23 protein-coding genes are annotated in these 22,267 nt (G+C 40.6%); 14 read left to right on the top strand and 9 right to left on the bottom strand.

Going from position 1 to position 22,267, the window contains the following annotated elements:
- Window positions 1-80: 80 nt before the first annotated feature.
- Window positions 81-593: an RNA polymerase sigma factor gene (locus tag U1E44_RS07075; RefSeq protein WP_322930364.1), complete on the bottom strand. Its 513-nt coding sequence runs from the start codon at window positions 591-593 to the stop codon at window positions 81-83.
- A gap of 107 nt (window positions 594-700) precedes the next feature.
- On the opposite strand from U1E44_RS07075, the gene U1E44_RS07070 reads away from it, so the two are divergent.
- From U1E44_RS07070 to U1E44_RS07045, 6 genes are all read left to right on the top strand, one after another.
- Entirely contained in the window at window positions 701-2,152 is a 1,452-nt protein-coding gene (locus U1E44_RS07070) for a hypothetical protein (RefSeq protein ID WP_322930363.1), read from the top strand.
- A gap of 31 nt (window positions 2,153-2,183) precedes the next feature.
- A complete protein-coding gene (locus U1E44_RS07065; protein WP_322930362.1) occupies window positions 2,184-2,657 on the top strand; it encodes a hypothetical protein in 474 nt (157 codons plus the stop codon).
- 137 nt (window positions 2,658-2,794) lie between these two features.
- A complete protein-coding gene (gene ffh, locus U1E44_RS07060) occupies window positions 2,795-4,132 on the top strand; it encodes a signal recognition particle protein (protein ID WP_322930361.1) in 1,338 nt (445 codons plus the stop codon).
- Between the two features lie 330 nt (window positions 4,133-4,462).
- Complete coding sequence (locus tag U1E44_RS07055) at window positions 4,463-5,350, top strand: bifunctional 5,10-methylenetetrahydrofolate dehydrogenase/5,10-methenyltetrahydrofolate cyclohydrolase (RefSeq protein ID WP_322930360.1); 888 nt, start codon at window positions 4,463-4,465, stop codon at window positions 5,348-5,350.
- Window positions 5,351-5,378: 28 nt separating this feature from the next.
- Complete coding sequence (locus U1E44_RS07050) at window positions 5,379-5,870, top strand: hypothetical protein (RefSeq protein ID WP_322930359.1); 492 nt, start codon at window positions 5,379-5,381, stop codon at window positions 5,868-5,870.
- Window positions 5,863-6,021: a hypothetical protein gene (locus U1E44_RS07045; RefSeq protein WP_322930358.1), complete on the top strand. Its 159-nt coding sequence runs from the start codon at window positions 5,863-5,865 to the stop codon at window positions 6,019-6,021. Before U1E44_RS07050 ends, U1E44_RS07045 begins: the two co-directional genes overlap by 8 nt.
- Before the next feature lie 97 nt (window positions 6,022-6,118).
- On the opposite strand, the gene U1E44_RS07040 is transcribed toward U1E44_RS07045, so the two are convergent.
- Window positions 6,119-6,289 carry a hypothetical protein gene (locus tag U1E44_RS07040; RefSeq protein ID WP_322930357.1) on the bottom strand — a complete coding sequence of 57 codons (171 nt, stop codon included), beginning with the start codon at window positions 6,287-6,289 and terminating at the stop codon, window positions 6,119-6,121.
- 345 nt (window positions 6,290-6,634) lie between these two features.
- Here U1E44_RS07040 and U1E44_RS07035 point away from each other — a divergent pair, with 345 nt between their 5' ends.
- Together U1E44_RS07035 and U1E44_RS07030 are read left to right on the top strand one after the other, a co-directional pair.
- Window positions 6,635-8,110 (top strand): amidohydrolase, encoded by a 1,476-nt coding sequence (locus tag U1E44_RS07035; protein ID WP_322930356.1) that lies wholly within the window; start codon window positions 6,635-6,637, stop codon window positions 8,108-8,110.
- Between the two features lie 407 nt (window positions 8,111-8,517).
- Window positions 8,518-8,670, top strand: coding sequence for a hypothetical protein (locus tag U1E44_RS07030; RefSeq protein ID WP_322930355.1), 153 nt, complete (start codon window positions 8,518-8,520; stop codon window positions 8,668-8,670).
- Between the two features lie 398 nt (window positions 8,671-9,068).
- Here the strand turns inward: U1E44_RS07030 and U1E44_RS07025 are convergent, their stop codons facing one another.
- From U1E44_RS07025 to U1E44_RS07015, 3 genes are all read right to left on the bottom strand, one after another.
- Entirely contained in the window at window positions 9,069-9,908 is an 840-nt protein-coding gene (locus U1E44_RS07025) for an alpha/beta fold hydrolase (RefSeq protein ID WP_322930354.1), read from the bottom strand.
- A gap of 95 nt (window positions 9,909-10,003) precedes the next feature.
- A complete protein-coding gene (locus tag U1E44_RS07020; protein WP_322930353.1) occupies window positions 10,004-10,558 on the bottom strand; it encodes a hypothetical protein in 555 nt (184 codons plus the stop codon).
- Between the two features lie 178 nt (window positions 10,559-10,736).
- Window positions 10,737-12,251, bottom strand: coding sequence for a helicase HerA-like domain-containing protein (locus U1E44_RS07015; protein ID WP_322930352.1), 1,515 nt, complete (start codon window positions 12,249-12,251; stop codon window positions 10,737-10,739).
- 253 nt (window positions 12,252-12,504) lie between these two features.
- On the opposite strand from U1E44_RS07015, the gene U1E44_RS07010 reads away from it, so the two are divergent.
- Window positions 12,505-13,137 carry a 7-carboxy-7-deazaguanine synthase QueE gene (locus U1E44_RS07010; RefSeq protein ID WP_322930351.1) on the top strand — a complete coding sequence of 211 codons (633 nt, stop codon included), beginning with the start codon at window positions 12,505-12,507 and terminating at the stop codon, window positions 13,135-13,137.
- 158 nt (window positions 13,138-13,295) lie between these two features.
- On the opposite strand, the gene U1E44_RS07005 is transcribed toward U1E44_RS07010, so the two are convergent.
- Together U1E44_RS07005 and U1E44_RS07000 are read right to left on the bottom strand one after the other, a co-directional pair.
- Window positions 13,296-14,105, bottom strand: coding sequence for a PLC family EF-hand domain-containing protein (locus U1E44_RS07005; RefSeq protein WP_322930350.1), 810 nt, complete (start codon window positions 14,103-14,105; stop codon window positions 13,296-13,298).
- A gap of 140 nt (window positions 14,106-14,245) precedes the next feature.
- Window positions 14,246-14,956, bottom strand: a complete 711-nt coding sequence (locus U1E44_RS07000; RefSeq protein WP_322930349.1) for a class I SAM-dependent methyltransferase — start codon at window positions 14,954-14,956, stop codon at window positions 14,246-14,248.
- A gap of 86 nt (window positions 14,957-15,042) precedes the next feature.
- Between U1E44_RS07000 and U1E44_RS06995 the strand changes: the two genes are divergently transcribed.
- Together U1E44_RS06995 and U1E44_RS06990 are read left to right on the top strand one after the other, a co-directional pair.
- Window positions 15,043-15,534, top strand: a complete 492-nt coding sequence (locus U1E44_RS06995; RefSeq protein WP_322930348.1) for a YkgJ family cysteine cluster protein — start codon at window positions 15,043-15,045, stop codon at window positions 15,532-15,534.
- Between the two features lie 95 nt (window positions 15,535-15,629).
- Entirely contained in the window at window positions 15,630-16,487 is an 858-nt protein-coding gene (locus tag U1E44_RS06990; RefSeq protein ID WP_322930347.1) for a sterol desaturase family protein, read from the top strand.
- Between the two features lie 305 nt (window positions 16,488-16,792).
- Here U1E44_RS06990 and U1E44_RS06985 read toward each other — a convergent pair whose 3' ends face one another.
- Window positions 16,793-18,034 (bottom strand): exo-beta-N-acetylmuramidase NamZ family protein, encoded by a 1,242-nt coding sequence (locus U1E44_RS06985; RefSeq protein ID WP_322930346.1) that lies wholly within the window; start codon window positions 18,032-18,034, stop codon window positions 16,793-16,795.
- 3 nt (window positions 18,035-18,037) lie between these two features.
- Here U1E44_RS06985 and U1E44_RS06980 point away from each other — a divergent pair, with 3 nt between their 5' ends.
- The gene (locus U1E44_RS06980) at window positions 18,038-19,279 is read left to right on the top strand and encodes an ABC transporter permease (protein ID WP_322930345.1); all 1,242 of its coding nucleotides are present in this window, start codon (window positions 18,038-18,040) and stop codon (window positions 19,277-19,279) included.
- A 65-nt stretch (window positions 19,280-19,344) separates the two neighbouring features.
- Here U1E44_RS06980 and U1E44_RS06975 read toward each other — a convergent pair whose 3' ends face one another.
- Complete coding sequence (locus U1E44_RS06975; protein WP_322930344.1) at window positions 19,345-19,896, bottom strand: lipid-binding SYLF domain-containing protein; 552 nt, start codon at window positions 19,894-19,896, stop codon at window positions 19,345-19,347.
- Window positions 19,897-20,064: 168 nt separating this feature from the next.
- Between U1E44_RS06975 and U1E44_RS06970 the strand changes: the two genes are divergently transcribed.
- Both U1E44_RS06970 and U1E44_RS06965 read left to right on the top strand, forming a co-directional pair.
- Window positions 20,065-21,438, top strand: a complete 1,374-nt coding sequence (locus tag U1E44_RS06970; protein ID WP_322930343.1) for a M20/M25/M40 family metallo-hydrolase — start codon at window positions 20,065-20,067, stop codon at window positions 21,436-21,438.
- The gene (locus U1E44_RS06965) at window positions 21,431-22,225 is read left to right on the top strand and encodes an aldose epimerase family protein (RefSeq protein WP_322930342.1); all 795 of its coding nucleotides are present in this window, start codon (window positions 21,431-21,433) and stop codon (window positions 22,223-22,225) included. The genes U1E44_RS06970 and U1E44_RS06965 overlap by 8 nt, the downstream gene beginning before the upstream one ends.
- Window positions 22,226-22,267 lie beyond the last annotated feature (42 nt).

The following is a 22,267-nucleotide window of genomic DNA, read 5'->3' as shown; positions in this document are numbered from 1 at the left end:
CCCTACTTCTTTTTGCTTATAAGAGCCAAACGCCAAACGCCAACAGCCAAAAGCTAAACGCCAAATGCCAAACCTGTCACTCATATTCCCTCAATCTGATCTCTCAGCGTTTTTAAAGCCAAATGCATTCGTTTTTCTATAGCTTTAATGCTTACACCTTCCATAGTAGCAATTTCGGCATATTTTTTTCCGTCAATTCTATTCAATAAAAAAGTGGTGCGTTGGTTTTCCGGTAGGTCGTTGAGCGCTTTTTCTAGTTTTTCCTGATATTGTTTATGCTCCAAAGTAAATTCGGGCGATTCGTAAGAACCTTCTACAATAGTATGCGCATGTTTTAATCGTACTTTTTCAGCCTTTAGTACATTCAGGTACAGGTTGTTGGCTACGGTAAACACAAAAGACTTCGCCTTTTCAGGACTCACTTTAACGCAATTTTCCCACAGCTTTAAAAAAGCTTCTTGCACTGCGTCATAGGCTTTTTCTTCGTTCCCATATTTATAATAAACAGCATGGAAAACCGTTTTAGAATGAGTCCTAAAGAGCGAACTAAATAGCTGTTCTTCACATACATTGTCTGCCTGTACGTTGTCCAAAGCGGAAATTTTTGTCAAATATATCTTAAAAAAATTAAAAAATTAGGTAGGGTATTTTTAAAGATGGTTGTTTTAGGGTTGTATGAACAAATAAAATCCAAATCGTTATGAAAAATGTAGTAAAACATGTAATGTATGCCGTCCTACTTGCGGGAGCATTATTTTTAAACGCCTGTCAAGATGAATTTGAAGAATTATCCGAGCCTAATGCGCAAGAAACATTAGTGGCAAATTCGGCAACAGCACAATTAATTAAGAGGGCGTCCTCTAATGATGGTTCTATTGATGATATTGTAGATGAATCGCGCTGCTTTGCCATAAACTTTCCCTATACCGTAAATATCGGAGGTGTAGAAATTCGTATTGATTCTAGAGAAGATCTAAAGCAAATAAAGGAAGTGGTCACGGAATTGCCAAGTGCCCTTTTGGAAATTATTTTTCCGGTGACGATTACCTTTGGCGATTTTACAGAACTCACTATTAACAGTAAAGAGGATTTGCGAGAATTAGTGGAAGATTGCAAAAAAGACGACGACGATGATGACGATGATGACCATATCCGTTGTGTAGATTTCGTATACCCAATTACGCTTTTTACCTTCGATATTCAGAGGCAACAAACAGGAAATGTTAGTGTTAACAGTGACAAAGAAATGAGACGTTTTTTTGCGGATTTAGACGACAGCGATCTCGTAAGTTTTGATTTTCCTGTTACTTTGGAATTGTACGATGGTTCTAAAATTACCGCAAACAGCAATGCCGAATTGGCGAATATCATAGAAAACACCAAAAATAACTGTGATAATGATGATGATAGTGATGATGATAGTGATGACGACGGTGATGACGACGGAGACGATTCTGGGGTAACCTTGGAAAGACTTAGAAATGCGCTTGCAGAATGCTCGTGGATCATTAAAAAGGTAAAAAACCAAGGCGAGGAATTAGACCGATTGCTAGGTTTCGAATTCAATTTCCTAGCAGAGGGTGTCGTTACCTTAAGTGATGGCGAAAGTACTTTGCAAGGCTCATGGGAAATAGCGGCAAATGAACAAGGTCGTTTAGTCATGGCTATTACTATGGGTGATGAACCTGGCGTTAGTTTCGAGTGGCCTCTTGCCGATCTAAAGGATAATCGATTAAAGTTTGAAGTGTCGGACATAGGCTATGAACTCATCTTAGAACGGGTATGTAACGACAATGCCGGCGACGGCGATGTACTGGAAATTCGAAATATCATGATGGGTGGCGATTGGGTGGTAGCTCAGTACAAAGATGATGGTGTAGATGAAACTGCCAATTATAACGGTTTTGATTTTTCCTTTGACCCCAATCACCTTATAGAGGTAAGCATTAACGCTGACCCAATACAACGAGGCCTTTGGAGAGTAATACGCGACAGCGACGGAAAGCTTAAGCTTTTTATGAATTTGGGTGAATTTGATCCTTTCGATGAATTCACAGATGATTGGGATATTGTTTCCGCAACGGCAAGCCGAATAGAGCTAAAGGACATCAGTGGCGATGGTTCCACAGACACTCTAGTTTTTGAAAAATAATACATAAAAATAATTTAAAATAGAATATAAAATGAAAAAAACACTTGTGGTACCCGCTTTATTCTTTGTTTCCTTACTGTCTATGATTTCCTGTGATAGTAGCAGCGATTCGGAAAACGATCAAATTACAAGCACCGATATCAACGCCATCAGGTCTTCGGTAGTTAATGGAGATTGGAGGATTACCTTTTTTTTCGATACAGATAAGGAGGAGACTACGAATTTTACAAATTTTATATTCTCTTTTAACGACGATGGCACCTTGGTTGCTACAAATGGCAATCAAACGGTGTCCGGTGTCTGGTCGGTAACTGATTCCAATTCTAGCGATGATGACAATCCAAGTAGCAGTGATGTCGATTTTAATATCTTTTTTGCAACACCATCAAATTTTGAGGAGTTGTCCGAGGACTGGGATATTCTGGAATTCTCTGCCACTACTATAAAATTGACTCATGTAAGTGGCGGAAACGGAGGTACCGATTTTCTAACCTTCGAAAAATAATAAACCTTTTTTGCCCCAAGCTCTGAAAGGGTAGCTTCGCGAGAAGCTGCCCTTTTCTTTTTTATATTTTTGGCTACAAACTGCGAACATCCCAACCATATTCTTAAATTTGCAATTCCCTATAATATCGGAATACAATGTTCAATAATTTAAGTGAAAAATTAGACAAGGCGCTCCATGTGCTTAAAGGACATGGACAGATTACGGAGATCAACGTGGCAGAAACCTTAAAGGAAGTCCGCCGTGCCTTGTTAGACGCCGACGTTAATTTTAAAATTGCTAAGGAATTTACCAATAAAGTAAAGGAAAAGGCTCTGGGCCAGCATGTACTAACCACCTTGCAACCGGGTCAGTTATTGGTGAAAATCGTTAAGGATGAACTCACCGAATTAATGGGTGGGGAAGAAGTGGGTATTCATCTGTCTGCAAATCCCTCGGTAATTCTTATGTCGGGGTTGCAGGGTTCTGGGAAAACCACTTTCTCAGGAAAATTGGCAAATTATCTTCAATCTAAAAAATCAAAAAAACCTTTATTGGTTGCTTGCGATGTGTACCGGCCTGCCGCTATAGATCAATTGCATATTGTTGGCGAACAATTGGGTATCCCGGTTTTTTCAGATAAAGAAAGCAACGATCCTGTGACCATTGCAAAAGCAGGAATCGCTTATGCCAAAGAAAATGGGAACAATGTGGTGATTATAGATACCGCAGGACGCTTGGCGATCGACGAAGAAATGATGGCTGAAATTGCGAACATTCACAAAGCCATTCAACCTCAGGAAACCTTGTTTGTGGTAGATGCCATGACAGGGCAAGATGCCGTAAATACAGCTAAAGCCTTTAATGATATTCTTAATTTTGATGGTGTAATTCTTACCAAATTAGACGGGGATACCCGTGGTGGAGCTGCCATTTCTATTAAATCTGTTGTAAATAAACCTATAAAATTTATAGGAACGGGAGAAAAAATGGATGCCATAGACGTATTCTATCCTTCCCGTATGGCCGATCGTATTTTGGGGATGGGCGATGTGGTTTCATTAGTAGAGCGCGCGCAGGAGCAATTTGATGAAGAAGAAGCTCGAAAAATTCAAAAGAAAATTGCCAAAAACCAGTTTGGTTTTGATGACTTTTTAAGTCAAATTCAGCAGATTAAGAAAATGGGAAGCCTAAAGGATTTGATGGGGATGATTCCCGGTGCGGGAAAAGCCTTAAAGGATCTGGACATAGATGATGATGCCTTTAAGCATATAGAAGCGATTATTCATTCCATGACCCCCCTGGAGCGCTCAACGCCATCAAAATTAGATGCCAGTAGAAAAAAACGTATTGCATTGGGCAGTGGCACAACAGTACAGGAAATAAATCAGCTTCTAAAGCAATTTGAACAAATGAGTAAGATGATGAAAATGATGCAAGGAGGAGGTGGTAAAAAAATGATGCAAATGATGGGTGGTATAAAGGGTATGAGATAATTTGTGCAAGGTTTAATCTAAAGATTCCCCGACCCTTGGGTAGGGGTTTCCTATTTACCTCTCCTTTGGAGCGATCGGAACTGTCTATATGCAGTTCCGGGTGAGGTGAAATACAAAATTTCGGTTTTTGGCCCAAAGGCCAAAATGAAACTGGCGAAATACCCCTATGGCTTGCCTCGGGGATAGTCAGTTTCAAGAAATTTTTTATTGTTACAAGTTTAAGGATTAAAGGTACTAAGGTTATAAAATAATACATCATCAACCATCAACGAACAACCATCAACGATCAACCATCTATGAACAACCATCAACTAAAAACGTAAAACCAACATGAAGCTACTAGACGGAAAAAAAATAGCAAACGAAATTAAAGAAGAAATAGCGGCTGAGGTAGCCAAAATGCGCGAACGAGGTGAAAAAGTGCCGCATTTGGCTGCTGTAATTGTGGGTAGTGACGGGGCAAGTCTTACGTATGTAGGCAGTAAAGTAAAATCCTGCGAAAGGGTTGGTTTTGAATCAACCATGGTGCGACTTCCCAGCACTACCTCAGAGCAGGAATTGCTCCGAAAAATAGAAGAACTCAATAAAGATACCGATATAGATGGTTTTATAGTTCAGTTGCCTTTGCCGGAACAAATAAATACCCAAGCCGTAATTATGGCTATAGATCCGGACAAGGACGTAGATGGTTTTCACCCTACCAATTTTGGTAAAATGGCGTTGGATATGAGCACGTTTATTCCGGCAACGCCCTTCGGAATTTTGGAGCTTTTAGAACGATACAACGTAGACACCCAAGGTAAACATACTGTAGTAATTGGCAGAAGCCATATTGTAGGAAGGCCTATGAGCATTTTAATGGGGCGCAAAGGGTGGCCCGGAAACTCAACCGTGACTTTAACCCATAGCCATACCAAAAACATTACCCAAATTATTTCTCAGGCAGATATTGTGATCTCCGCATTGGGGGTTCCCAGATTCCTAAAGGCAGAAATGGTAAAGGATGATGCCGTGGTGATTGATGTGGGGATTACGCGAGTGGCAGACGATACCAAAGAAAAAGGCTACTATATTACCGGCGATGTAGATTTTGAGAATGTAAGCAAAAAGGCATCTTTTATAACCCCAGTACCCGGTGGAGTGGGCCCTATGACCATTGCCATGCTACTAAAAAATACCTTATTGGCTCGGGAAAGGCATCGTAATAGAAAGTTATAGTATCTGGTAGTTGTCGGTAATTTTGGAAATGGAAAATAGAAATTCAGAAATTTTAGCACAAAAATCGAGAGAGTTATTGAATGACCAATTAAACTCAATAGATTCTAACAACAGTAAAGCTGGAACTTTTGTTTCTATTTCGTCGCTATTTATTCCATTGGCTTTTGGACTTTTTGACAATTTTGAAAAAAGCACAACTTGGATTTTTGTATTTTCAATTCCAATTATTTTAAACCTAGTTGGACTTTATTTCCTAATTAAATCATTGTTTCCTAAAAAAATGTATCACGGAATTAACTTTAGTGAATTTGATATTTTAATTAACAAAGAGGATAGTAGAGATATATATGATTTTGAAATTGGGGCAAATAGAGATTCTTTTAACGACAATAAAGAAACACTAAAAAAACAAAACAATAATCTCAAATACGGACTTATTTTTATTTTTGTAAGTGCTATTTGTTTGACTTTAATTTTTTTTATAAACGTATTGGTAATAAATTGTAGTTCTAATGGCTGAAGAAAATGATAATAACAATGGGGATTCAGGGAATCCTAGGGGAAACAATAGCTCTGGTAATTCCGGCAGGCAAATACCGCAAACCAATCCTTCTCAAAGGTCAACTATTGAGAAAGGTGGAGGTAAAGGTGGAGAAAATTTTAAAAAATAAAACACCGCTAAGGGATGATTATCAAAATCGGAGTCGAACTACTTCTATAGGACATTTATGTAAGGTTCAACTATCATTCTTAGATTGAACTATTGTGCTAAAAATCCCCACCTTCGGAAATACTTAAACCATGAGTATCTCCCGATTTCGTTTGGGTGCTGTCTACAGGTTGTATAATAAGAATACCGGAATCATCTTCATTACCATCGCAGCTGCTAAAGTATACCAAACTAAAGAGAACCAACAAAGGGATTACTATTTTTTTCATCAGCGTAAGTTTACGTATAACGACGTGTTTTTACAAAGTATATCCATAAGGGAAATGCCAACGTGTTTAAATCTCATGATATAGTCACTTCTTTTGATAAAGGCTTCTAGTTCCCCAAAACAGATCGCTATCCTAAGGTTTGTTTAAGGAAGTAAGACCTAAGTTGTCCTCTTTAATAACGGAGGTCACGGCTATTTCTTATTAAAAGGGTCGTATAATCGTTTATTTGCACTTCAAAATTTTGATCGAATAGGCTTTTTAATTGACGTAAATTTCTACCTTGTACAAAATTGAGGTAGTACCAAGTGTATACTTTTTGCTACCTTCATTCAAAAACCAAACAAAATGAATCACTACAAAAAAATCATGCAAAACTCCAACACGTTTTTAATTCTTTTGGCGAGTTTTATTTGTATTACTGCCCTTGGGCAGCAAAAAGTGTCTAAGAATAAACGAGCTGTAATAGCATCGGTTGAAAAACATCAAGAAAATTTGATTCACCTTAGTGATCAGATTTGGGCTTTCGCAGAAACGGCTTTACTGGAGACCAATTCCGCACAAGTATTGGCAGATTATGCCGAAAAACAAGGCTTTCGGGTACAAAGAGGTGTTGCGGAAATGCCCACGGCTTTTATCGCAGAATATGGTTCGGGGAAGCCCATCATTGGAATTATGGGCGAATACGATGCGTTGCCCGGACTTTCTCAAAAGGCACTTCCTACTAAGGAACCATTGCACCTTGGAGCACCCGGACATGGATGTGGTCATAATATGTTTGGACCTGGTAGTTTGGGCGCTGCCGTTGCTATAAAGGAATTAATTGCAGAAGGCAAACTAAAAGGCACTATTCGGTTTTACGGAACTCCTGCTGAAGAAGATTTGGCAGGAAAAGTGTATATGGGCCGTGCCGGATTGTTCGATGATTTGGATGTATGTTTAGATTGGCATCCCGATTATGAAAACAAAGCAGGGATACAAAGTTCGCAGTCCGTCTCGGACTATACCATTTCCTTTAGGGGAAAAAGTGCCCATGCCGCCTCCGACCCTTGGAATGGCCGCAGTGCTCTGGATGCCGCTGAGTTTTTTACAGATGGTATTAATTCTTTGAGGGAACATGTTAGACCCAGTGTACGTATGCATTATGTGTATAGTGATGGAGGTAAAATACCCAATGTAATTCCAGATGAGGCTGCCGTTTGGCTTTGGATACGCGATTCGAAACGCAGTGGAGTAGCAGAGGTTACGGAGCGTATGAGGGAAATCGCTAAAGGAGCCGCTCTCATGGCAGGGGTGGAATATGATATTCAATTGAATAATGGACTCTATGAAATCCTCGTAAATGAAACCGGAGCAAAAGTGCTTCAAAAAAACATGGAAATCGTTGGGCCTATTACGTATACTCAAGAAGAATTGGATTTTGCCGATACCCTTATGGAGAATTACGGTTTGGAGAAAAATGGAATTAATGGAAAGATTCAACCTTTGGATAAAACCAAAGAGGATCCCGAGGGGGGGTCTACGGATGTAGGAGATGTAAGTTATATTGTGCCGGAAATTTCATTGCTGGCTACCACGGCACCACATGGTTCGCCTTGGCACTCTTGGGTCGTAGTCGCATCCGGAGGTATGAGCATAGGTCATAAAGGCATGTTGTTTGCTGCCAAAACCTTAGGTGCTACTATGGTAGATTTGTTCGAGAATGAAAAATTAAGAACGGAAATTAGGGCAGAATTTGTTGAAAGAAAAGGAACCGAGGTATGGGAGGCCATGCTACCTCCGGGCCCACCGCCTATTCCGCAACCCAGAGTGGGTACAAAATAGCGTTTTTAACCAAGGGTAACTTTAGCGTGTTTTGTTATTAGGAACGGTATAGGAGGTGTTGCGAACCAAAAATGTACCCAGATCGGCCTCTATTGTTAAATGTAGAAGTTGAACTAATCATGAAGCAAGGTACCATTTTGTTAGGCTGTTTAGCGTTCATTTCATTGCATACGACAAACGGGCAGACAAAATGTATTGAAACTAAAAGTATTTTCAATCTAAAGATTCCCCGACCCTTGGGTGGGGGTTTCCTATTTACCTCTCCTTTGGAGAGGTCGGAACTGCCTTTTTGCAGTTCCGGGTGAGGTAAAATACAAAATTTCGGATTTTGGCCCAAAGGCCAAAATGAAACTGGCGAAATACCCCTATGGCTTGCCTCGGGGATAGTCAGTTTCAAGAAATTTTTTATGGAAATTGTTGTGGCGCGCCATAATGAAGCTTTGGTAATTTTAAATGGTAGTGATCAATCCTTTAAATCGCATATCGCTTACCAAATTTCGCAAAATCTAAATACCTTTAATCCTTTGGTGCTATATGCATTTTCCTGCGAACTTTTTTAAGGCAGATCAAAAAGAAGAGACCAAGTTTTGGTTGTATGCAGCACAAGGACGAGCAAGAAATGAGCCAATATGTACCTTGATCCAACTGTAAAACAAGCTTTTACTATATTAAATGATGCTTATGAGCCTGATAGTAATCAATATGCGTTTCGCGATATAGCAGTACGTGAAAAAGTAGTGCGGAATGGGGTTCACTCCATACGGATCAATAATGAAGCGCATGATCATCGCCGGATCAACTTGCATGGCGTATAGGAGCGACTTGGCAATGGAGACATCCAAGGCGATCTAAGTATACCCGAAACGGAAAGGAACCTGCCAAAAAAGTACCATGGAGGGTTATTAAGACGGATTCCGTACCTACGCAAAGGCTCAAACCATAAGAAAACCGTACCTTCCTACCTTTTCAAAAAATCGACGATTTGTCGGTTAATTTCTATCTGATGCAAGGAATGCCCCAAACCCCGAGTAGGAATTAAAACACTACTTTTCCAATGGGCATGCACTTTTTCCGACGCGCGAAACGGAGCAATAGTATCTTCTCTATCATGAACCAATAAGCCCGGCTTCGTATTATTTTTGACAAATTTAGAGGTGGAAAAATCTGAAAATCTGAAATTAAATTTTCTCAAAAAATAAGCATCTAAGCCATTATAGACCTTGTTGTTGAATTGAAGTAAATTTTGATAGTGTTTCATGATATCCGTAAGTTCTGAGGGCGCTCCAAGCGCCACTATTTTTTCTAACCTATTTTTCGGTTCCAAATATTGGTGATACAGTGCTGTCATACCTCCCATAGAATGTCCAATGATATACGATGGATCATAAAGTGGAATAAGGTGCTGCAGGCACTGCGCATACAAAGGCACATGCAACATGCTACCGGACGAGTATCCATGTCCGGGGGCATCAAAGGCGATAATGCGGTAGCCGGCTTCTTGTAATATGCCGATGAGATTTCGCCATCGAAACACATTACTTTCCCATCCATGCAGTAATAATACCGTTTCTTTAGCCCCGAACCATTGATAGGTTTGGATGTGTAATCCTTCTATTTCTACGAGCTTATCTTTCGCCTCGTTTAGGTATTTAGCTTGTTGGGGTAACACCCTTCCTTTTCGCGGTGAACTATATAGCCGAAACGCTTTTTGCACCGCAAGATCGGGCGAAATTAAAGACAAACTGTTAAAATAAGCCCCGTAAGCTAATGGCAGTACTTTTTGTAATGTATTTTTCATTGAAAAAAGAATAAGCCGCAAGAGTTACTCCGTATAACCGCAATAGCGTTACAAGAATTTTATCTGCACCATGTTGCACCGTTCTATGGTTATGGCTACCACCCAACCATAAGGTATTTAATTTTTGCTGCATCAGGAATTTGCACTTCTTCAATAGTCACACTACTGGCATAACGAAGACTAGCTGGTAGTTCTTGCTTGTCTATCGTAAAATACACATCGCTTCCTTTTACAAAGACGACCACATTATTTAAAGCAGTTACAATTTTTTTTATGTTGTAATGGGTCTTAATGTCCTTAAACGTGCTGTGAAGACCAACCCCTTTCTCTGTTTTATAACGCGGATCAAAGATGCGAATGTTTTCCACCTTAGGAATGCTATCTGTACTTGGTGTTAGCGTCAGCAAATGACGCCCCCCTTTTTCGTAGACGCTTACTTTAGATGTATTGGCACCTAAGGTTATGCGCGTTGTGTCCTTGACCAAGGAATCGGAAGCAAAAAGGGTTTCTAAATCTGAAAAAGCCGAAGATCGACTTATTTTCCCTACAGAGTCCGCTGTAATCAAAAATTGCTGATTGTTTTCGGACTTACACTGTATAAAGCACGTCGCCAAGGCAAACATGATGGACCAACGAATATGTTGCTTCATTTTTAGTTTATGTGTTTGTTTTTATTGCTTTTGAGCGGTCTCATGGAACGCCCTACGATAATCATACTCCTGTGTGTACTAGTTATACATGGGCGTTTCATGTGTTTATAGTTACTGTTTTTAAGCGGACATACAGCGCATCCAAGGAATCATTCTTTTGTGCGAGACTAAAAAGGAATCAACGATTTTTTATCATTTTATTAAGTACACCAAGCACACCCCGAATAAAGGTGGCACTGGTTAACACTTTTACAACGGGGTTGGCCGCTGTGCTTCGCCGTGTTCTTGTGGTGGTTCTGGGAGACGATGTGTTTTTTTGTCTTTCTTGCTCTTCTTCCAAACGTTCTATTTTCGCATTTAAGATTTCGTATGCACTTTCCCTGTCTATGGCCTCATTGTATTTCGTAATGAGTTTAGATTGATGTATGACGCCACTTAGTTCGTTAGCTGTCAGCGTGTCCATTCTGCTCATAGGTGCTCTTAGTAGGGTGGCTGCCAATGGCGTGGGTCTTCCCTTTTCATCTAAGGCCGAGATCAATGCTTCTCCTGTACCTAAGGCGGTTAAAATTTCACTGGTATTATAAAAAGGCGAAGTGGGGTAGTTTTCTGCTGCCAATTTAATCGCTTTTCTGTCTTTTGCCGTAAACGCCCTTAAGGCATGTTGTACTTTTAAGCCTAATTGCGCTAAAACCGCATCTGGCACATCGGTGGGGTTTTGGGTTACGAAAAATAGTCCCACGCCTTTGGAACGGATTAATTTTACAATGCTTTCTATTTGATTGAGTAAGGCCTTAGAGGCCTCGTTAAAAATTAAGTGTGCTTCATCTATAAACAAAACAAGTTTCGGCTTATCGCTATCGCCCTGTTCGGGAAAGTTCGAATAAATCTCAGCTAACAAACTCAACATAAAGGTCGAAAAAAGCTTTGGGCGATCCTGTATATCTGTCAATCTTAAAATATGAATATACCCCTTTCCATGGGTATCTGTTCGCAACAAATCATCCACCTCAAACGATCTTTCTCCAAAAAACAACTCCGCTCCCTGAGATTCCAGTTCTATAATTTTTCTAAGAATGGTACCGGCCGAGTTGGTGTTAATTCTACCATAACTTTTTTCAAATTCTGCTTTGCCCGCTTCAGTACTATACTGCAATACTTTTCTAAAATCTTTAAGATCTAATAAGGGTAGTTTTTTATCATCGCAATACTTAAAAATAACGGCAACTATACCCTCTTGTGCAGGTGAAAGGTCCAGGATTCTAGAAAAAAGGACAGGGCCAAACTCGGATACGGTAGCCCTTAGTTTTACGCCATCTTGTTCGGACAGCGATAATATTTCAACAGGAAAGCCTTTAGGTTCAAAAGCAAGACCAATGCGTTCGTGGCGCGTTTCAATATGGGCATTGGATGATCCGGGCAAGGCCAAACCACTGAGGTCGCCCTTTAAATCCATCAGTAACACAGGGATTCCTTTATCAGAAAGGTTTTCCGCAATAACTTGCAAGGTTTTTGTTTTTCCCGTTCCCGTTGCACCGGCTATGAGGCCATGGCGGTTTAGGGTTTTTAACGGAATTTTTACATGGGCATTGGTTATGGTTTCACCGTCTAAAATACCGGCACCCATGGTAATAAAATCGCCTTTTGTGCTATAGCCTTCCTCAATATGGGCAAAGAAAGCATCTTTAGTGCTCATGTGCTTTATTTTTTTTGATAAAAATAGGGTAATTTTAATCAACAAAAAAAATGAATACGCAATTTGAGTCGCCGCATCGAGCCTTTTTTGATCTAACGATTTGAAATTAATTGAGTGGTATTCGTGCTCCTGCCAAAAACAGAAATGGGAAACAACGTTAATACAATTCGCATTAGGCATGCTTTTGCAGGATGCCTTATTAAACACTATGTGCATTGTGAGATAACAGATGGCTTTTTTCTATCTTTGCCTAATGCGTAAAGAAGAAGTAGAAGAGCTAGTAGCTAGCGGTGAAATGCTTCCATTAATGGAGGGGTTTTATACCATTCAAGGTGAAGGTTTTCACAAAGGTACGGCTGCTTATTTTATTAGAGTAGGGGGCTGCGATGTGGGGTGCCATTGGTGCGATGTAAAGGAAAGCTGGAATGCAGAAACGCATCCGCCAACAGCCATAACCACTGTTGTAGAAAATGCTACAAAATATTCGGACACTATTGTGATTACTGGCGGTGAACCCTTAACTTGGGATATGGGTCCGTTAACGGCAGCCTTAAAGCAACGAAATGTACAAACTCATATTGAAACCTCCGGCGCGTACCCGCTAACGGGTACTTGGGATTGGATATGTCTTTCTCCCAAAAAAAATAAACTTCCCGTAGGCAACATTTATCGTGAAGCCCATGAATTGAAAATGATTATTTTTAATAAGCACGACTTTGTTTTTGCCGAAGAACAAGCGGCTAACGTAGAATCACACTGTATCCTTTATTTGCAACCGGAATGGAGTGTGCGCGAAAAAGTAATTCCTTGGATTGTAGATTATGTGATGAAAAATCCCAGGTGGAAAGTGTCCCTACAGACTCACAAATACTTGAATATTCCGTAAAAGGGGGCTAAAGTTGCAGTTTGATAGTCTCAGGTGTGCTGTTGTCCTTGTTTCCTAGAAGTATAAACGCAAAAACAACTTACGATCAACGATCAACCAACAACGATCAACGATCAACGAACAACCATCAACCATCAACCATCAACCGACAACTAAAATCACCGCCCACCATTTCCTTGCAAATCTAGCACGCATTCAGGGTCTAATTCGGGGATAACGGCCAAGCCCTTGGCACTTCTGCTTTCCATGAATTTGGCGAAGCCGGCTCCAAAGCGCAGTTCTGCCCGCATAAGACATCCGTCCACAATACAATGGTTGGCTGCTTCCGGATCTTCATGGTCATTTATGGCAACCGTGCCTAAATTTACCAATCCGAAAAGATGGCCAAACTCATGGTTTAAGGTCGCCGTTTCTGCATCCGAATTACTGATGGCAAAACTGCGGGCAGCCAATCTGCGTATCGTTCGTTCATAGATGACCATAGAGGTGTTGCGGTACACGGCACCAAGGGTAACTTTGTTCGATTCCTCATCATCTCCATCAGAAGGAGCATCGGCAAAATAAATATAAACGGCAAGAGTTTGTCCGTTGTTGTAGGCCGTTCTGTTTTCGGTTTCGAGGTCGGCTATCTCCTGTAAGGTGAGTACCGATTTTCCCGGTGAAGGTAATTCGTTAAACAAGACCTCAATATCATTTTTAAATGTATGTTTTCTTAGGAATGCTACAAAATCTTCTATAGCACTATCGGTGGGTCTAAATCCGGTGACATAGCCTATTTCTATTTGCAATTTGGTAAAATTGGTATTAGAGAGAATGTCGTTGGCCGAAGCTCCCGTGGCTCTTAGATTGGCTGCTTTGTTAACGGTGGGTGTGGGGTTGCTACTGTCACCATCGTTGCCGCCATCCGAACAACCCAAACTCATCAAAATGAGCAGGGTTGCAGTCATGAGCAAATGATATCTTTTCATAGATCTTTTTTTAAATTCATCAAATCTGCCTTGTTATTGCTTATCATACGATGCAGCAAAATTAAATGCATAACTCCCAAGAGAATTAGTACGGTGCTTTAGTTGGCTTTAGGAACGTAAACGGTAAAAAATCGCCTGTATTATGCCAATACCTTAAGTCTTGCCAAATAGTCGTAATGCGAGCCCTCACTTACAAGTTCACATGTTAAATTATTAGCATTTGCTGCCCTTTGCAGCGTATTATAATCCACATACAACCACGGAAATGCTGTACTTTTCTTGCCTTTGTACATCGCACTAAACTCGACTTCCCCATAGTAATTTTCAGCGTCAGGAATCCAGTGACCCCCATCCACATCTTCATCAAACATATAAATAATATCTGTAGAATCTAGTAAAATTTGTCCATCGTAAGCCATTAGTGATTTTAAATGCCCAAAAAAGGGGTCTAGTTCTTGTAACGTACCCGCAATTCCTATGCCATTCATTAGCATAAGCAGGGTATCAAATTTAGCGTCGCAAACATCGTAGATAGTGCGCTGCAATGTCTGTTCTATACCTCTTAATCTACAGACAGCAATAGCTCCCGGCGACTGGTCTAAGGCGGTAACATCAAAACCTTTTTGCTGCAGGTACAGGCTGTGGCTTCCGGCACCACAACCAATATCGAGCACGGTACCCCGGCAAAGTTGTAATGCCTTTTGCTCTAGCTCCGGCATTTCTGTATACTTCCGAAAGAGATAGGGTAGGGGAATACGATCTTCTTCATCGAGTGAAGAACGGGTGAGAATGTCTTCTGTGTAATTTCCCGATTGATAATCTAACAAGGCGTTTCCGATAACGTCGTTCACAGTGTATATTTGTAGTTGAAAGGCAAAATACCTATTTTTTAACAAGGTATAAAAGTAGGCTATTTTTTTGGGTTAAAACAGTAGCGATGGAACAAGAAATAGGGCAGCTTCCGGCGATGGCCAAAGAGAAACACAAGGAAAACAACATTTTTTTTAAGCGATTAAAAAAGAAACCTCCGAAAGATTTAGATGTTACCATGCAGCAGTTGCACGCGGCAGAATTTGCAATAACCGACTGTCTCGGCTGCGCCAATTGTTGCAAGACCACAGGCCCCTTGTTTACCAAGGGCGATATCACGCGAATTGCAAAGTTTTTAAGGTTAAAACCTCAAAAATTTATAAATCAATTCTTAAAAATTGACGAAGATCAGGATTATGTGCTACAGGCAGTGCCCTGTACTTTTTTAAATGCGGATAACTATTGCAGCATTTATGAAGTGCGCCCTAAGGCGTGCAGAGAGTTTCCGCATACCGACCGAAAAAAATTTCATCAAATTGGCCATTTAACACTAAAAAACGTAGCCATTTGTCCCGCTGCCTACCGCATTGTGGAAGCCATGAAAAAGCATTTCAAATAACAAATTCTATTACCAAACAGCGTATATTCCAAATCGTTATGGCATTGCTTATTTTTTGCGAGGGCGTCAAGGCATAAATTTACTATTTTAATACCATGCAAACGATTCTTACGTATTTCGAAACAATTCCCGCTACACACAGAAGCCTCATTTTAGTATTGGGTATCACTTTTTTTTGGTTGCTGGAATATGCTGCGCCCTTATTTAAATTCAAGTACCACAAAGTAAAACACGCAGGCGTTAATATCTTTTTTACGCTCACCACGGTCCTCATTAATTTTGTATTGGCCTTTCTTTTACTAGCAACAAGCGATTGGGCGCTTACCCACGGTATCGGAATTTTGCCTCAGTTGGCGCATTGGCCTTTGTGGGGCCAGGTACTTCTAGGTGTACTTCTTCTCGATTTTATTGCGGCTTGGTTGGCGCATTGGGTACAACATAAAATTAAAGTACTTTGGGGGTTTCACCTCATTCATCACACCGACCATGAAGTAGATACAACCACGGCCAATAGGCACCATCCGGGCGAAAGTGTTATTCGGTTTGTTTTTACATGCTTGGGCGTTTTGGTAGTCGGTGCCCCGGTAGGGGTCATTATGTTGTATCAGGCACTTTCGGTGCTTTTTTCACAGTTTAACCATGCCAATATTGCCTTGCCAAAAAAGGTAGATAACGCGTTAAGTTGGGTCTTTGTTTCTCCCGATATGCACAAAGTACACCATCACTTTGTGCTGCCATACACCGACACCAATTATGGCAATATATTTTCACTTTGGGATCGCTTTTTCGGCACTTTTTCCAAACTGCCCAACGCCGAAATCGTCTATGGCGTAGACACCTATCCCGATGCAGCTAAAAATGCGCATTTGGGCGCGTTGCTAAAAATCCCTTTTACAAGATACAAACCTCCGAAAGGCAATCCGGCCAAAAAAAACAGCGCATCAGCATCTTAAAAAGATTCATTCCAATTTTTTCCGTTTTGCAAGCCATTCCTTTGTTGGGCGCTACCACAAGGGTCAGGTTTTCCTATTTATCTCTCCTTTGGAGAGGTCGGAACTGCCTTTTTGCAGTTCCGGGTGAGGTAAAATACAAAATTTCGGTTTTTGGTCCAAAGGCCAAAATGAAACTGGCGAAAAACCCCTATGGCTTGCCTCGGGGATAGTCAGTTTCAAGAAATTTTTTATTCCTTAACGCAAATAAAAAATACTAACCATCAATACATCAGGCCAACCTTATTTGGTTTCCAATAAAAGTAAAATTAATCGTATATCAAATACCGAGCTCGGATCGCTTTAAAATCGGCAATATCCTTTTGCCAGGTTTCCCTAATTTCCTCGGCAGAGAGCCCGTTTATAATCTGTTGTTGCAAGGTTGCGGTACCGGCATGTTTTGTAAACCCTTCGGTAAGAAAAAATTGATCTTTAGATGCCGTGTTGTTGTAGGCATCTATGAGCCATTGCAAATCTACTTTGTTCATTTTTGGTGTATTGGAGAGGTCTCGGCCATAGCAAAGCACTTCTTTGTGTTTCGGGTTTTGAGCTCCAAATTGCGGCGTGGGGGTATAGCTAAAATCGTATTGCGTGGCATCCATAAAAGGAGCCCCATAACGTTGAAACTGAAAATTGGTACCGCGACCTGCATTTACATTAGTGCCTTCAAAAAGACCTAAACTGGGGTATAGATTTATGGCGGTATCGTTGGGCAAATTGGGCGAAGGTCTAATGGGGATCGTGTATTCCGAGGTATGGCTGTAGTGAAGCAGGGGAATAACCGTAAGTGCTGCCTTTTTGGCTCCAGTAAGCCAGCCTTCTCCATTAACCATTTGGGCATATTCACCAATTGTCATTCCATATACCAACGGAATCGGAGTCATACCTAGAAATCCCGCATGTTCTTTTTCCATCATAGGACCGTCTATATAATGAGCGTTCGGGTTGGGGCGGTCCAGAACGATCACGGGAATATTATTTTTCGCACAGGCTTCCATAACCAATTGCAGTGTGGCAATAAAGGTATAAAACCGAACACCCACATCCTGAATATCGAACACAACCACATCCAAATCTTCTAGCTGGGCATGGGTTGGTTTCCTGTTTGCACCGTATAGAGATATGAGCGGCAAACCGGTTTTCGCATCTTTTCCGTCCGTAACTTTTTCGCCGGCATCAACGGCACCTCGGAAGCCATGTTCGGGGGCAAAAACCTTGATAAGGTCTATTTGTAAGGCTAAAAGAGAATCTACTAAATGAACGTGCTGATCGTTGTCCTTAAAAATCACTGAGGTTTGGTTGGCTACCAAACCCACTTTTTTATTTTTTAAAAGAGGCAGGTATGCTGAGGTCTGGTTGGCACCCACCACAATAGCGGGCGCGTCAAGACTTTCCTTTTCCGTTACAACACTATTTCTTATGTTTTCATTTGCTTTAGGGGAGTTTCCGCAGGAAGTCATCACTAAAAACCACAATAAAAATGTATTTTTGGAACTTGTAAAAAACGCCATATATTGAATTTAGAATATTTTATCGCCAAACGCCTTATCACCGGTAAAGAGCATAAAGTTAGTATTTCTGCACCAATTATAAAAATAGCCATAACGGCTATTGCGTTGGGCATTGTTATGATGCTTATTGCCATTTCTACGGGTGTAGGTCTCAAGATAAAAATTCGAGAAAAATTGGCTGCTTTTAATGGGCATATCCAAATATATAACTATGATAATAATGCCTCCGATGTTTCTGTAGTACCGGTTTCGTTACAACAAGAATTTTATCCGCAATTTACATCCGTTAGCGGTATAGCCCATGTGCAGGCAGTGGCCAGTAAAGGGGGTATTATCCGTACAGAAGATACTTTCGAAGGCATTATTGCGAAAGGGGTAGGCAAGGATTACGATTGGACGGTTTTTAAAGAATACATAGTAGCGGGTCGGTTGCCCGAATATCGTTCCGAACTTAACGAAGAAGTACTTGTTTCCGGAGTAATGGCCAACCGATTGCAGTTAAAGGTAGGCGATTCATTTTCTGCCTTTTTTTTAAAAGATGACGATGCCTCGCAAGTACCCAACCAACGAAAATTTGAGATTGTTGGTATTTTCGATAGTGGCTTTGAAGAGTTTGATAGTACCTACGTGTTCGTGGATATTCGGCATATTCAGCGTATCAATAAATGGGACGAAGCCCAAGTAGGGAATTTTGAGGTTTTCTTGACTAATTTTGATGAAATAGATCAGAAAAGTAGAGAAATTTATGGGAAAACCTTGGCTACTTTAGACACACAAACCATTAAAGATAAATACTATAAGATTTTTGAATGGATCGGGCTATTCGATTTTAATATTGCCCTCATCATAGGTATAATGATTATTGTGGGGGGTATTAACATGATTACGGCACTTTTAGTACTCATTCTAGAACGTACCCAAATGATCGGAATTCTCAAGGCCTTAGGCGCCAATAACTGGAGTATTCGTAAGGTCTTTCTGTATAATGCTACCTATCTCATTGCGGTGGGCCTGTTATGGGGCAATCTCTTTGGATTAGGATTTATATGGATTCAGAATACGTTCCAAATCTTTAAATTTCCAAATCCGGCAGAGTATTACATAGACTATATCCCCGTGTATATGGATATGCCCACTATTGCGGCTCTTAACTTGGGAGTACTCTTATTATGCTTACTCATGTTAGTGCTACCCTCTTATATAATCACCAAAGTTACGCCCGTAAAAGCCATAAAATTTGAGTAAATAAGCCACTTACAAAAGGGTATTTGGTTGTTGATTCTACATTTAGAAGAATACTAAAACTACCCTTATAAACTGTTATACGTAAATTTTTGCCCACCTACAGAAGCCTCATACATGAGACCACTTTTTGCCATAGTAAATACCACAACACCATCTACATATTTGGCATCTGCCGATACACCAGATTTTAAAGCTACAGCCGAAACCTGTGCGGAAAATTCTGCTTTGTTGCCCTTTAGTCGACTTAAATCGGCATCTTTTTCAAAAAAGATAACCTCTCTATAGGCTTGTCCACCGGCTTGTAAACCGATATTTAACTGCTTCAGTTTTGCGGTGCCAATAAGCTCTCCCTGTTGCCAAACCGCCCCGGTGCCTGCAGCTGCACCAACCAATAAACCGCCTTTTCCTACATTGGGAAAAATAACGTAACCGTAAGATTCATTAAAGAATTTTTCTAATCCCGGATCTTGTTTTAAGAATTCTGCCTTTGCCTCTTTGGCTTCTTCAATAATTTCTTTTTTCTTTCGCTCCGACTGACCAAAGGAGAGGCTACTACATAAAACAGTTAATAAAAGGATGGTTTTTAATGGCAATTTTGCAATAGTAACGGTTCTCATTAGTGTCTTGTTTTAGTGTCAATAATGCAGTAAAAATAAAAAAATTGTACCGGATTCGATGCCAATACCTTCTTAAAAGAATAAATTATATCGCACGCGCTGAAAAGGCTTTAAATTTTTGGTATCTTGTTTTGCAAATCAAATGTCGGTATATAAAGGAGCCTAAAAATGAAACAAATAAAGCAATTTTCAACGTACAGGATTGGTATTATTGGCCTATTCGCAACTAAAATAGCCATAATCAAAGGAACTGTTTTTCCGGTGCTCTTCATAACTACTCTATTATGTAGTAGTTTAAGTTCTGCGCAAAAATTATCCCGGACAGAGCAAAAATTAATAACTACCATCGAAAAGAATAATGCGGAGGCCATTACTTTTTTAGAAAAAGTAGTAAACATAAACAGTGGTACATTAAACAAAAAGGGAGTCGCCCAAGTAGGTCAGGTATTTAGGGAGGCTTTTGATGGTATTGGTTTCCGAACAAAATGGATCACAATGCCTGAAGAAATGAATAGAGCGGGACATCTGTTTGCAGAAACCTCGGGTACTAAAGGCAAAAAATTATTATTGATAGGACATTTGGATACTGTTTTTGAAGAAGATAGTCCTTTTCAGGTATTTAAAAGAATAAATGACAGTGTGGCATTGGCACCGGGAGGCAATGATATGAAGGGTGGAAATGTCATTATACTTTATGCCCTAAAGGCCTTGCAAGAAAATGGCTTACTTAAGAACGCGCAAATAATCGCGGCATTTACAGGCGATGAGGAAAGTACAGGTAAACCTTTAGCTATTAGTCGCAAAGATTTAGTTGAGGCGGCCCAACGAAGTGATATTGCCTTGGGTTTTGAGACAGCAACCGGATTTAACTATGCTACGGTGGCTCGGAGGGGTTCTTCGGGCTGGGTGCTAGAAACCACAGGAAAACGTGCCCATTCGTCCGGTATTTTTAATGAACGAATTGGCGCCGGAGCTATTTTTGAAATGGCGCGCATTCTAAATTCGTTTTACGATGAGGTTCGGGGAGCGGACTTACTCACGTTTAATCCGGGACAAGTATTGGGAGGCACTTTTATAGATTACGATGAGCGTACCGGTAAAGGAAATACCTTTGGGAAGACTAATGTAGTTGCCCAAACAACTATGGTTCGGGGTGGTATGCGGTTTATTTCCGAAGCACAAAAGCAAAATGCACAACAAAAAATGCGAGACATTGTGGCAAATAACCTCCCGCAAACCGAAGCGACGATCACCTTTACGGACAGTTACCCTGCCATGCCTCCTACCCCAGGCAACCAAAGACTTCTTGAGGTTCTAAATAAGGTTAGTATAGACTTGGGACAGGGGCAAGTGGTAGCGTATGATCCCGGGAAACGCGGTGCTGCAGATTTATCATTTGTAGCCGCCTACGTAGACGGATTAGACGGATTGGGTGCCATGGGATGGGGTGCGCATACCCCAGAAGAAACAGTAAATCTTAACACATTTGAAGCTTTAACCAAGCGCACGGCAGTTTTAATTTATCGATTGATTAATGAATAAAGAAATAATGGTATTCCTGAAAAACGAGAAGAGCCTTGTCGGTATTAATGGTGGCGAATTAGTAAGCTATCAGGTGGCAGGGTACGAATATATGCATCAAAAAGGAAGTCCGGGCTGGCGCAATACAGATACCGAAATGTTTCCCATTATTGGCCCTACCAACGATGCAAATTACCGGGTACAAACTCCAAAGGGAGACGCACTTCAAGATCAGCACGGGTTGCTGAGAGCGTTGTCGTATGAAATAATAGAACAAACAGCTAAAAATGCTGTTTTTTTAAAATCGTATAAAGCCCAAACCTTGGTGCGTAATCCTAAGTTTCCCGAAAAATCGGCACAGCAATGGCTTCAGTGGCCATACGACTTTCAGTTTTTAAAAACGTTTGAATTAGGTGACCATAGCTTAGAAATTACGTTTACCATTTCCGGAGAAAGAGATATGGCTTTTATGTTAGGGTATCATCCGGCCTTTCGGCTACAATTGTCAGATCCAAAAATAGAAACAGAACACCAAAGCATCTCGCTTTCTCAGGTTTTATCGGTGGGCAGTAGAGCGCTTCATGTGCCCAATTGTGAACAGATTACACTTAGAGATAAAAATCAGCTTACCCTATCCACAACGGGTTTTGGTAGTTTTATGCTTTGGACCGAAGTGCCAAATATGGTGTGCATAGAGCCGATAACTTTTTACCCTTATGACGTACACCAATCTCGTTTGCATAATGGTTTTCAATTCTTGGGCAATGCACCATCAGTATTTAAAGTGCAAATTTCCGTAAAAACCTAAGGAGATTACATAGGAGCAAGGTACTTAAATGAAAACCATACC

Source organism: Aurantibrevibacter litoralis (assembly GCF_034651555.1).
Taxonomy (GTDB): domain Bacteria; phylum Bacteroidota; class Bacteroidia; order Flavobacteriales; family Flavobacteriaceae; genus Aurantibrevibacter; species Aurantibrevibacter litoralis.
This window is presented reverse-complemented; position numbering and strand designations above follow the sequence as displayed.